Origin of the sequence: Noviherbaspirillum malthae (assembly GCF_015352985.1) — a bacterium.
In the GTDB taxonomy this organism is placed as follows: Bacteria; Pseudomonadota; Gammaproteobacteria; order Burkholderiales; family Burkholderiaceae_D; genus Noviherbaspirillum; species Noviherbaspirillum malthae.
This window is the reverse complement of the sequence record NZ_JACYXF010000068.1, coordinates 1-12198: the sequence shown is the minus strand read 5'-3', so window position 1 is coordinate 12198 and position 12198 is coordinate 1. Positions and strand designations below refer to the sequence as shown.

10 protein-coding genes and 2 pseudogenes are annotated in these 12198 nt (G+C 61.1%); 6 read left to right on the top strand and 6 right to left on the bottom strand.

Annotation, left to right across the window (positions count from 1 at the left end; all coding sequences use genetic code 11):
• Nucleotides 1-239: 239 nt before the first annotated feature.
• From IGW03_RS31735 to IGW03_RS31715, 5 genes and pseudogenes are all read right to left on the bottom strand, one after another.
• Complete coding sequence (locus IGW03_RS31735) at nt 240-413, bottom strand: hypothetical protein (RefSeq protein ID WP_194726486.1); 174 nt, start codon at nt 411-413, stop codon at nt 240-242.
• A pseudogene (locus tag IGW03_RS31730) lies at nt 379-513 on the bottom strand (IS630 family transposase); the annotation flags it as partial. The pseudogene IGW03_RS31730 and the gene IGW03_RS31735, both read right to left, overlap by 35 nt.
• A gap of 44 nt (nt 514-557) precedes the next feature.
• Nucleotides 558-1601 (bottom strand): annotated as a pseudogene (locus IGW03_RS31725) (IS630 family transposase).
• Nucleotides 1602-1652: 51 nt separating this feature from the next.
• Nucleotides 1653-2897 carry a branched-chain amino acid ABC transporter substrate-binding protein gene (locus IGW03_RS31720; protein ID WP_151639273.1) on the bottom strand — a complete coding sequence of 415 codons (1245 nt, stop codon included), beginning with the start codon at nt 2895-2897 and terminating at the stop codon, nt 1653-1655.
• A 4-nt stretch (nt 2898-2901) separates the two neighbouring features.
• Complete coding sequence (locus IGW03_RS31715) at nt 2902-4491, bottom strand: class I adenylate-forming enzyme family protein (protein WP_194726460.1); 1590 nt, start codon at nt 4489-4491, stop codon at nt 2902-2904.
• Nucleotides 4492-4908: 417 nt separating this feature from the next.
• Between IGW03_RS31715 and IGW03_RS31710 the strand changes: the two genes are divergently transcribed.
• From IGW03_RS31710 to IGW03_RS31685, 6 genes are all read left to right on the top strand, one after another.
• On the top strand, nt 4909-5766 hold the full coding sequence (locus IGW03_RS31710; RefSeq protein WP_194726459.1) for a helix-turn-helix domain-containing protein: 858 nt from the start codon (nt 4909-4911) through the stop codon (nt 5764-5766).
• On the top strand, nt 5766-6425 hold the full coding sequence (locus tag IGW03_RS31705) for a TetR/AcrR family transcriptional regulator (protein WP_151639270.1): 660 nt from the start codon (nt 5766-5768) through the stop codon (nt 6423-6425). The genes IGW03_RS31710 and IGW03_RS31705 overlap by 1 nt, the downstream gene beginning before the upstream one ends.
• Entirely contained in the window at nt 6422-7186 is a 765-nt protein-coding gene (locus tag IGW03_RS31700) for an SDR family NAD(P)-dependent oxidoreductase (RefSeq protein WP_151639269.1), read from the top strand. Before IGW03_RS31705 ends, IGW03_RS31700 begins: the two co-directional genes overlap by 4 nt.
• A gap of 62 nt (nt 7187-7248) precedes the next feature.
• A complete protein-coding gene (locus IGW03_RS31695) occupies nt 7249-8013 on the top strand; it encodes a crotonase/enoyl-CoA hydratase family protein (protein WP_194726458.1) in 765 nt (254 codons plus the stop codon).
• Nucleotides 8014-8290: 277 nt separating this feature from the next.
• A complete protein-coding gene (locus IGW03_RS31690; RefSeq protein WP_194726457.1) occupies nt 8291-10423 on the top strand; it encodes a 3-hydroxyacyl-CoA dehydrogenase NAD-binding domain-containing protein in 2133 nt (710 codons plus the stop codon).
• Between the two features lie 23 nt (nt 10424-10446).
• The gene (locus IGW03_RS31685; RefSeq protein WP_194726456.1) at nt 10447-11631 is read left to right on the top strand and encodes an acetyl-CoA C-acyltransferase; all 1185 of its coding nucleotides are present in this window, start codon (nt 10447-10449) and stop codon (nt 11629-11631) included.
• A gap of 49 nt (nt 11632-11680) precedes the next feature.
• Here the strand turns inward: IGW03_RS31685 and IGW03_RS31680 are convergent.
• The coding region (locus IGW03_RS31680; RefSeq protein WP_194726455.1) for an IS630 family transposase at nt 11681-12198 on the bottom strand (518 nt) is incomplete at its 5' end.

Sequence of the window (12198 nt, the reverse complement as noted above, 5' to 3'; positions counted from 1 at the left end):
CATGATTTCGTGGTCGGACAAACCCATACCGACTTGTTATGGCGTGGCTATCGCAGATCTTCTGCCGCTTGGCCAAGATGAGCTCCGAGTCACCTGGCTGGAGCAGGGGAGAGGAAATATGATCAAGGTGGTACATGGATTCACAATCGGCGGAATTGCATCTGACGACTTGGACGTTGCTCGCAAGATGGCCGTCTCTATTGACCCGGCCCACAAATATGTTTAAGCGGCGTACTTACTCAGCAGTCGCGAATATAGGCGACAGATGGAGCATTGAAGAATGAGCGAACAAGTTCAGGGCGCTCCTGAATATCTGCAAGTTGTTTGTCGACCTTTTCTTTGAGCTGTTCACCTTTGCGCAATGGACGGCGAGCTACTGTAGATTGTCGTTCGATTGAAACCGTATGAAGCAATCACATCTGCCAGGTGCTCGCCTTCGCGGACGCGTTCAATGGCCATCAAGCGGATGGCTTCTAACGTCTGATGATCGAATGTTTTGCCGTCTCTCTTCATGCAAGTTCGACCAGAACATCCTTAGTTCGTTCTTAAATTGTCGCCTAAATTCGGGACTCCTGAGTAACATGAGGATCCCGGAAGTAGCACTTCACACGTTCGGGCTCCTCGCAAATCATCGTCATATGCGCCTCAGCCGCTGATCTGAGTTTGGCCTTGGTCCGGACTGGCGCCGCAGTGCGCACGACGTGCTTCAGATCCGCATTGAGTCGCTCCTCCGGATTGAGCTCAGGGCTGTAACTAGGCAAATGAAACACCTCAATCTGCTCCCCATGCTTTGCCAGCCATGCCTTGACCGGCTTGCAGTGATGCACCGGCAAGTTGTCGAGTGTCAGGAAGACCTTGCGCTGCACTTCCTTGACCAGCACTTCGAAGAACTCGATGAGCCGTTCATGGTTGAACACGCCGTCAATGATCATCCAGCGTGCCTTGCCCTGGTTCGTCACCGTGGCAATCTTCGACAGCTTTTCCCGTGTGCCGCCTACGGCCAGCGTCCCCGGCGTTTTGCCCCTGGGCGCAAAACTGCGTCCCTGCACATCCGTGTTCACCAGCGCTGTCTCGTCGCCCCCAGTGAATCTCGGCGTCCTCTTTCTTGGCGCGAAGCGCGATCTCCGGGTAGGTTTGCTCCAGCCACTCGCTTACCGCCTGCGATGACTGTTCATAGCTCGCCGGATCGGCTTTTGCAGCGTGAAACCCGAGAGCGTCAGATACTTGCCTACCGAGCGTACATGCAAACGAATATCAAACTTGTCGGCAATGAGCTGCATGACAGCCGCTCGGCTCCATAGCGCAAAGTCCATCTTCAGTTGTTCAGGACGCTTGTCGCAAATGATGCGGCCAATCTCGGTCTCCTGCTCTACCGTGAGCGACCGATCTTCTCCGTCACGGCGACCGCGCTTGCGCGGCGCTAACGCAGCCATGCCTTCGGCCTCGTAGCGCGCAATGATGCGCGTGACCGCCGTATGACTTAGCCCGACCTCCATGGCGATTTCTGTCTTCGACCGTCCGCGCTGATGGGCACGAATGACCTAGCGTCGCCGCTCATGTTGCTCAGCCGGGCTGAGCGTTCTCGCATCGTCTTTATCCACGTAATTCAGACAACGCTTAAGCTTAAAATTCAATCTATTTGCGGGCCCAAACTATAGATTGGGACGCTTCATCCGGCACGAGCTCGGCAGCGCGGAAACGCGAGGCTCCATTTTGGCGTCGGTCTTCCAGCCGTAGCCGGTGTTCTCGTGATCGTATTTCACGTCCTGGCCATTTACCTTGGTCCAGGTGACCATGTAAAGGGGCTGCAGGAGCTGGTGATCCTGCTTGCGCATTTCGACCTCGCCATTGAGGCTCTGCACCTTCATGTCTTCCATGGCGAATGCGAGCTTCACGGGGTCGATAGAATTGGTCGTCTTGATGCCTTTTGCAAGCAATGCGATGCCGGCATAGGTGGCCGACGAAAAGAAGTCGTCGTTGTATTTTTTCTTGAAGGCTTCCACCACCTCCTTGCCGGCGAAGGTCTCGTTGTTCGGGTGCCAGTAAGGAAGGGACTTTACCCTTCCTGCGCCAGCCGAGCCTAGGGCGGCAGGAGTGCCAGGGCTGCTGGCGAAATAGGTAAAGAATGCCGCATTCAGGTTGCCTTCCTTGGAAGCCTTGATGAGCAGGGCAAGGTCGGAGCCGGCATTGCCGGTGACGACTACATCAGCGCCGGACGCGGCGATCTTGCTGATGTAAGGGGTAAAGTCTTTTACCTGTCCGAAAGGATGCAGGTCGTCACCCACGATCTCGATATCCGGCCGCTTGCGCTTGATCGACTCTTTGGCCGCGCGGCTCACCTGCTGCCCAAAGGCGTAGTTGGGATTGATGACATAAACCTTCTTGATGCCCTTGTCCTCCGCAATGAAAGAGCTGAGCGCCTCCATGCGCATGTCGGAGTGGGCATCGAGACGGAAATGCCAGAAGCTGCATTTGCTGTTCGTCATGTCCGGATCACCAGCCGAGGTGTTCAGATAGATCACCTCCTTGCCCGGGTTACGCTCGTTGTGCTTGTTGATCGCATCGATCAGCGCCAGTCCGGCACCGGAACCGAAGCCTTGTGCCACATAGCGATAACCTTGGTCGATCGCAGTCTTGAGCATGACCAGCGTTTCCTGGGGGCTTGCCTTGTTGTCAAACCCGACCACCTCGAAAGTATGATCACCGGCCCATTTTTCGCGGTTGGCAATCTCCGCCACCATCTGCCAGCTCTTGAGTACGTTCTGCCCCGTCGTGGCAAAGCTGCCGGAAAGCGGATCAATGTAGGCGATCTTGACAGTGTCGGCGAAGGCGATCGACGCGCCTGAAAGGGCAGTCGCGCAGAGTACGATGCGGAGATTGCGGGCAAGGCTGGACATAGGTTTATCCTTCGATGGCAGAAAGGGGGGAGTTAGTCTTGCTGGCAAGCCGCTCGGCCAGGGCTTGTTCGAGCTCGTGGCGCTTGATCTTTCCGGTGGTGCTGCGCGGCAGTTCATCGTCGCGCACAAACAAAATGTCTTTCGGCAGCTTGTAGCCCGCGATCCTGCCGCGGCAAGCCTCGATGATCTCGGCAGCCTGCAGCGCCGGGTCGGACTTGACGACGAAGGCGACCGGTACTTCGCCCCATTTCGGGTCGGACCTGCGTACAACAACGGCGTCGGCGATGCCAGGCTGGGACAGCAGAACGCGTTCGATTTCCGCCGGATAGATATTTTCGCCGCCGGACTTGATCAGGTACTTTCGGCGGTCAACATAATCGAGCTTGCCGTCCGGATTGCGCACGAAGACATCGCCCATGTGAAACCAGCCATCGCGGAAATCCGCTTCGGTTTCCTTCGGCGCGCCCCAGTAGCCGCTGAACAGGGTGGGGCCTCGCACCGCCATCTCGCCGGGCACCCCGTCCGGCACTTCATTACCGTCGGCATCGACCAGCCGGATGATGCAGTGCGAACTCTGCTCCTTCGGCAGCGCCGCCGGCGTGACGCCGACCGGGATCATCGCGCGGCTGGCGGGAGGCGCGCCGGTTTCGGTGGCGCCGAATGAATTCAGGAAGGGGGCCTGCAGCAGCGTGGTGATACGGGCGATCTGTTCGCGTGGAACGAGGTCAGCCATGCAGCCCAGCGTGCGCACGCCGCGCGCCTTGATGCCGCTGCGCTGCAGTTCGTCGATGACCAGGTCGATCATGCCGGGGATCAGGGTGAGATGGCCGATCTTTTCCTGTGCGAGGCAGGATACAAGGGCCGGCACGTTCAGTCCGTCCATCACGATGACGGTGCCGCCGGTCATCAGCGTGGCCAGCGCCTGGTCAGTCGACACCATGTGGAACAGCGGCGCCCAGGCAATGAAGGTATCCGACGGCTGCACCAGGCCGTCGATGCGGCCTACCGTCATGCGGGCGATCATGGCCCGCTGGCTGATGAGGGCGCCCTTCGGCAGGCCCGTCGTGCCGCTCGTATAGAGGATGATCATGCCGTCTTCCGGGTCGAGCGGCTGGTCCGGCGCACGCGCCTCCGGGGACGCCTGCGCGAGCATGGCCTCATACGCATCCTCCAGGCGGATCACCGTGTCGATGCCGTGCGCGATGCGTTCGAGCGCCGGCGCGTGCCGCGCCGAGGCGATCACCAGACGCGGCGACACGAGCCGCAGGCAATGCTCCAGTTCGTTGTCCGCCTGCCGCCAGTTCTGGCAAGCAAGGATGGCGCCCACCTTGGCGGCGGCAATTTCCAGTTCGATGTATTCCAGGCGGTTCTCCGCCAGGATGGCGATGCGGTCGCCGTGGCGGACGCCGCGCTCGGCGAGTGCATGGACCAGGCGGTTGGTGCGCTGGTCGAGTTCGGCATAGGTGAAGCTGCGGCTGTCATCCTTCAGAGCAATGTGCTGCGGGTGGCGTGCGACCTGCTGCCGAAGGAACTCGGGAAGGCAGGGATTGGCGGCGCGTCGGACGAGTACGCTGGCCGGCGTTGTAATCTCCATCAGGTCTCCTTGTTGGGCGGTCGCGGCAGACTTCCCTTGCCGCGTTCATTCCGGCGGGATTGATTCCTGGGCAATCTAACATGGCCAGCCGAAGCCGACTTGTGAAAACATGCTATTCCCGGCCCTGGCATGGCGCTCACCGGTACCATGGCGTAACCAAGCAATTGATTGGTGCTTTGCAGAAATATGCCTTTGTCAACGCGCCGAGGCTGCCGGTGCCTAGCGCATACATCACCATGAGGGCGCGGGATTTCCGCAGGCAATGGACTTGCTATTTCTCAAATGCGTCGTAAAACCAAGCAGTTGCTTTGTATGCCCAGCCATGGCATGCTGAAAAAAGAGATCGGGATGACGCTCTGCAAAAACACATGTGCCCGACACTTCAGTGTGATGGTCCAAGACAAGGAGACTGGCGATATGACGATTCAATTTGTATTCTGCAGCGAGAAATCCTCCTCTTCGAATGCCGGCATTGCAGCCGCCGGCCGCGGCAAGCTGATGCTCATCACCCCGGACCGCATCTGTTACGCGGGTCTGCTCGGGCAACCGCATACCAGGGAGTTCGGCGCGCTGACGGTGTATGTCTCCCTAGGTTCGCCGATGCACGTCATGATCGGCAACAGCGGCTGGCAGAGCATGGAGATATGCGTGGTGCCGCCTGATACGCCACACCAGATCGCCACTGTCGACCGCAGGATCGGGGCTTACATGATCGAACCGGAGAGCATCGACATGACGCGCCTGCCGGACTGGCTGGCTTCGGACAACGCAGAAAGCACGGCCGGCCGGGCGGAACACTTGCCGCGCCTGCGCGACGGCTTCCTGTCGCTCGCCGACGGCACTGTCCACGTCAACACGATCCGGTCCCGGCTTGATGAATTCCTGCTCGGCGAGACCTTGCCGGCGCGCCGGTTGGAGTGCCGCATGGCCGCGGTGGTCAATCGCATTAAGCGCAATCCTTCCGACAGCGTCGGCGCGGAGGAATACGCGGACCAGGTCGACCTGTCGTTTTCGCGCTTCCTGCATTTGTTCAAGGATGAGGTCGGCACCACATTCAGGCGCTTCCGCGCCTGGAAGCGGGCCCGCAATTTCATGTCCTATGTGAATACCAACCTGAAGCTGACCGATATCGCGCTGGAAACTGGCTTTCCCGATTCGTCGCACTTCAGCCATACCGTGCGCCGCTACTGGGGGCTGACACCGCGCGACATCATCGCGGGTTCCCGTAGCCTTGCCGTGATCAATGACGGCAGCTTCGTTTCAGCGGCACACTGATGGACCTGAAAGTCGACACCGACGAAGCTCGCAAGCACAGGCGCAATGCCCGGTCTCAACGCAAGGCTGTCGATCCGGCCGTACCGCGGGAACGCATACTCAATTCCGCGGCCTCGATGTTCCGCCAGCGGGGCTTCAAGGCAACGACGGTGCGCGACATCGCCAGCGAGGTAGGCATCCTGTCCGGCAGCCTGTTCCACCATTTCGAGTCCAAGGAAGAAATACTCCTGGAAATCATGCGGGAAGCCGCATTCACCATCTGTGTGCGCGCGGAAAGGATCCTAGAGGACGTACCGGCACCGCTGCAGCAGCTGCGCGAGCTGGTGCGGCTGGAGCTCGAGGCGATCGTCGGCGGCGCTCGGAAGGACTACCACGCCGTGCTGTTCTTGGAATGGCGGGACGTACCGGAAGCCGCCAAGCCGGAGCTGACACGGATGCAAAAGCGCTACAACCGCAGCTGGAAGCATGCGGCCGAGGCCTGTCATGCCGCCGGACTGCTGCGCTGCGAAGCGGACGCCGCGGTGCTGATCCTGCATGGTGCAGTGCGCGGCGCGATGACCTGGTTCAGGCCGAACGGCCGCTACAGCACTGAGGAGTTCGGCGGTATCCTGACCGCGCTAGTCACGATACATAACAACGATAAGGGGAATCAACAGTGATTGACACCTTGTTCAGCCTGCGTGGCAAGACGGTTCTGGTAACCGGCGCGTCAAGCGGCATTGGCCGGCACGTGGCTGGCCTGTATGCCCGCGCCAGCGCCCACGTGGTGCTGGCCGCACGCCGCAAGGAACGCGTCGACGAGGCGGTGTCCGCGCTGCGCAGGGAGGGTTGCGCAGCCAGCGGTGTGTACCTGGACGTCACGCGCAGCGAAACCATCGCCGCCGCCTTCGATGCTGCAGAGCAGGCGGCGGGCGCGCCGGTGGACATCCTTTACAACAATTCCGGCATTATCTACAGCAAGCCCTTCATTGAGCAGGATAAAGTCGAGATAGCACGCGTGTTCGACACCAACCTGAAGGGCGCGATGCTGGTTGCCCAGGAAGCGGCACGTCGCATGGCTGCCCGCCGCAGCGGCAACATCATCAATATCGCGTCCACCGCCGGAATGCGGGCCGGCGGTACCCTGTCCAGTTACTGCGCGTCAAAGGCTGGCCTGATCCACCTCACGCACGTGATGGCCCTGGAACTTGCAGGCAAGGGCATACGCGTCAATGCGATTTGTCCCGGCAATATCGAAACCGACATGCAGGAGTCACTCAAGGACTTTGAGCAGGCACTGGTCAAGCGCACGCCGATGCGGCGCTTCGGTCGTCCGGACGACCTGGATGGCGTCTCATTGCTTCTGGCCAGCGATGCCGGACGCTACATCACCGGCGCCGCCATACCCGTGGACGGGGGGCAGGCATTGACCTGGATGTAAAGCCATCGTGCGGCGCCGCCCATTTCCTGTTTTTTTCCTACTTTCTTAGACGAGAGTCCGCAATGGCCGACGAAATTCTGACGCGCACTGAAGGCGCAGTGCTAATCATGACCCTGAACCGCCCCGAGGCACGCAACGCCGTCAACCAGGCGCTGGCAGAGGCACTGGCGCAGGCGCTTGCCCGTTACGACGCCGATCCGACGCTCCGCATCGCGGTACTGACCGGTGCGGGCGGCAGTTTTTGCGCCGGCATGGATCTTAAAGCCTTCACCCGAGGCGAGCGGCCTTCGGTGTCCGGCGCAGGCTTCGCCGGCATCGTCGAGCGCCCGCCAGCCAAGCCGCTGATTGCCGCGGTCGAAGGCTATGCAGTCGCGGGCGGGTTCGAGATCGCGCTGTCCTGTGACCTGATTGTCGCCGCCGAGAACGCACGCTTTGCCTTGCCCGAGGTGCGGCGCGGCTTGGTGGCGGCAGCGGGCGGCCTGCTGCGCCTGCCGCGTCGCCTTCCTTACCACCTCGCAATGGAACTGGCGCTGACCGGTGACACGATCGATGCGCCGCGCGCGGCTTCGCTTGGTCTGGTTAACCGCATTGCGCCGCCCGGGGAAGCGCTCGCCGCCGCGCTGAAGCTGGCAGAGGCCATCGCGGAAAATGCACCGCTGGCGGTAATGGCCAGCAAGCGCATCATCGTCGAGTCGGGATCCTGGCCAACGGAATCGTTGTTCAGCCGGCAGGCCGCGATCGTCGACCCCGTGGTGAAATCCGAGGACGCCCAGGAAGGCGCACGGGCGTTTGCAGAAAAGCGCGCGCCGCTCTGGCGCGGCGTCTGAACCGGCTGTCGCGGGCGTTAAGTTCGCTCTGACAAACGTTCCCGACTGAGCCGGCACGTATCGGACAGAGTGCCGCCAAGTGTTAACGCCCACCCAAAACCGGCGCCGGCGGCGTGCCAGCTTTCCACCAGCTGTTCCTCAATGCATGATGCTCTGAAAGGGCGCCCCGGCCCTGCCTCAGCCTGTCCTCGCGTCTTTCCCTCTTTCAGCCACTTAACGCAAGCCCGTCAATACCGCTCCTGATAGCTTAAGGCTTTCATCAGAACACCGGAATGACATGAGCGACCTGGCCACCCTGCAAGTCCACGGCACCATCGGCGTGCTGCGTATTCATAACCCACCTGTCAATGCCCTGTCCCCCAAGGTGGTGCAAGGCATTAAAAACGCGGTCGATCAGTTCGAGGCAGACCGCAGGCTGCAGGCGCTTGTCGTACATGCGGACGGCCGGACCTTTGTTGCCGGCGGCGACATCGCGGAATTTTCGAAACCGGGTTTCGAGGCAAAGACTTTTAACGGAACCCTGGCCCGTATCGAGAGCTTAGACCGCCCGGTCATTGCGGCCTTGCACGGCACCGTGCTTGGCGGCGGCCTCGAACTGGCAATGGCCTGTCACTACCGGATCGCCGTAGAAGGCACCCGTCTCGGCCTGCCGGAGGTTTTGCTGGGCATACTGCCCGGCTCGCTGGGCACGCAGCGTCTGCCACGCCTGGTCGGCGCGCGCCTCGCCCTTGACATGATTTTGAGCGGCAAGCCGATCGACGCCGCCAAGGCCCTTGATAGCGGATTGGTCGACGCGTTGGTCGAGCCGGGCGGGAACGATGCCTTGCTGGAGCGAGCCCTTGTGTATGTGCAGGAACTGCTCGGCGCAGGCAAGGGTCCGCGCCGGACGCGAGACCGCACGCCTGCCATGGAAGGCATCGAGGCGGATTTTTTCGACAAGGCACTGGCCGAAGCAAAAACGAAAAAGGGCGCCTATCCGGCACCGCAGCGCATCGTCCGCTGCGTTCAAGCGGCTGCAACGCTGCCGTTCGAGGAAGGCGAGGCAGTCGAAGCGGCATTGTTCGAGGAATGCAGGGCGTCACCGCAGTCGGTGGCAATGCGCCATCTGTTTTTCGCCGAGCGCGCCGCAGGCAAGATTCCGGGGGTACCTGCCGACTTTACGGCACGCCCGATACGCAAGGTTGGTGTGCTCGGCGCCGGCACCATGGGAGGCGGCATCGCGATGAATTTCGCCAATGCCGGCATCCCGGTCACCATCGTCGAGACCAGCGCTGAGGCACTGGAAAGGGGGCTTGGCATCGTGCGCAAAAACTATGAAGCTAGCGCCGCCAAGGGCAAGCTGCGTCCGGACGACCCGGCAAAGCGCATGGCCTTGCTGACCGGCTCCCTGAGAGTAGAGGATTTGGCCGATTGCGATCTGGTGATCGAAGCCGTGTTCGAGAACATGGACATCAAGAAGCAGGTCGCAAAACAGCTGGGTACAGTATGCAAGGCGGGGGCCATCATCGCCAGCAACACCTCTACCCTTGACGTCAACATCCTGGCGCAAGCCAGCGGCCGGCCAGCGGATTTCCTGGGGACGCATTTCTTCAGCCCCGCCAATGTGATGCGTCTTCTGGAAATTGTGCGCGGCGATGCGACGGCACCAGACGTGCTTGGCACCGTGGTCAAGCTGGCGCGCACCATAGGCAAGGTGCCTGTCGTTTCCGGTGTCTGCTATGGCTTCATTGGCAACCGCATGCTCGAGCCTTATCTGCGGGAGTCCGAATTCCTGATGATGGAGGGCGCGAGTCCGGCACAGATTGACGGCGCGATCCAGTCGCTCGGCCTGCCCATGGGACCGTGCCGCATGCTGGACCTGGCTGGGCTGGACGTGGCCGCCAAGGTCGTTATCGAACGCGGCAAGGCCGGCGGACTGCCTGATGATCCATCATACCGTGCGGTGGTGCAAAAGATGATGGCGCTGGGCCGCTTCGGCCAGAAAACCGGAGCCGGCTATTACCGCTACGACGGCCGGAACCCGGTGCCCGACCTGGAAGTGGAGCGCATTTGCGTCGCGCTGGCAGAGCAACATGGCATCACGCGTCGCAAAAGCAGCGACATCAGTGATGAGGAAATCATCGAGCGCTGCGTCTACCCGCTGATCAATGAGGGTGCAAAAATCCTGGAAGAGGAAATCGCTTACCGGCCGGGCGACATCGACCTGGTTTGGGTTAACGGCTACGGCTTCCCTGACTTCCGTGGCGGACCCATGCACATGGCAGACACGATCGGCTTGCAGAAGATCGCTGCCCGTCTCGACCATTACGGCTCACAGCGGGGCGACCGGCATGGCTACTGGTCGCGTGCCGGCCTGCTGACCGAAATGATCACTGGCGGGCATCGCTTCGCCGACTGGCCGTTCAATTAAATTTATCCCAACCGGAGTCCGACATGAATGAAGCAGTCATCGTTTCCACTGCACGTACCCCGATCGGCCGCGCCTTCCGCGGTTCTCTCAACAACATCAAATCCCCCACGCTGATGGGTCATGCGATCCGGCATGCTGTCGAACGAGCCGGCGTGGAAGGCGGCGAAATCGACGACGTGGTGATCGGCGCAGTCCTGACCGCAGGTACCGCAGGCGGCAACCTCGGCCGCACTGCTGCGCTGGCCGCCGGCCTTCCTGGCACCGTCTCCGGGCAGACGCTGGACCGCCAGTGTTCGTCGGGCCTGATGGCCATCGCCACCGCCGCCAAGCAGATCATGGTGGACGGAATGAAGATCGCGGTCGCCGGTGGTCAGGACAATATCTCGGCGGTGCAGAACCGCTACATGGCCTGGACAGCCGAGGAAATCGACCCCAACGTGGTGGCCGCGGCGCGCCATGCCTATATGCCGATGTTGCAGACCGCGGAATTCGTGTCGAATAAATACGGGATTTCGCGCGAGGCACAGGATGCCTATTCTGCCGAGTCGCAGCGGCGCACGGCGCAGGCGCAGCAAAACGGCCTGTTTGACGACGAGATCGTGTCGATGGCCACCACGATGGCTGTGGTCGACAAGGAAACCAAGGCGGTCAGCTACAAGGAAGTCCAGCTCTCCCGCGATGAAGGTAACCGTCCCGAGACCACATTGGCAAGCCTGGCTGGGCTCAAGCCGGTGATCGAGGGGGGCGTGGTCACTGCGGGCAACGCCAGCCAGTTGTCGGACGGCGCCTCTGCCTGCGTGCTGATGGACCGCAAGCTCGCCGAACAGCGCGGACTTGCGCCGCTGGGCATCTATCGCGGCATGGCCGTGGCCGGTTGCGGACCCGAGGAAATGGGCATTGGTCCGGTGTATGCGATCCCCAAGCTGCTCAGGCAGCATGGCCTGTCGGTCAAGGATATCGGCCTGTGGGAACTGAATGAAGCCTTCGCCTGCCAGGTGCTGTACTGCCGGGACAAGCTTGACATCGACCCCGACAAATACAACGTCAATGGCGGCAGCATCTCGATCGGCCATCCCTATGGCATGACTGGCGCACGTCTGGTGGGGCACGCGCTGATCGAAGGCCGGCGCCGCGGCGTGCGCTATGTAGTGGTTTCCATGTGCGTTGGCGGAGGCATGGGCGCAGCCGGGCTGTTCGAAGTCGCCTGACAGGGGAACAGGCGGCATGGCTGGCACCTGATCCAGCCCTCAAATATGTTTAAGCGGCGTACTTAACATGAGGATCCCGGAAGTAGCACTTCACACGTTCGGGCTCCTCGCAAATCATCGTCATATGCGCCTCAGCCGCTGATCTGAGTTTGGCCTTGGTCCGGACTGGCGCCGCAGTGCGCACGACGTGCTTCAGATCCGCATTGAGTCGCTCCTCCGGATTGAGCTCAGGGCTGTAACTAGGCAAATGAAACACCTCAATCTGCTCCCCATGCTTTGCCAGCCATGCCTTGACCGGCTTGCAGTGATGCACCGGCAAGTTGTCGAGTGTCAGGAAGACCTTGCGCTGCACTTCCTTGACCAGCACTTCGAAGAACTCGATGAGCCGTTCATGGTTGAACACGCCGTCAATGATCATCCAGCGTGCCTTGCCCTGGTTCGTCACCGTGGCAATCTTCGACAGCTTTTCCCGTGTGCCGCCTACGGCCAGCGTCCCCGGCGTTTTGCCCCTGGGCGCAAAACTGCGTCCCTGCACATCCGTGTTCACCAGCGCTGTCTCGTCGCCCC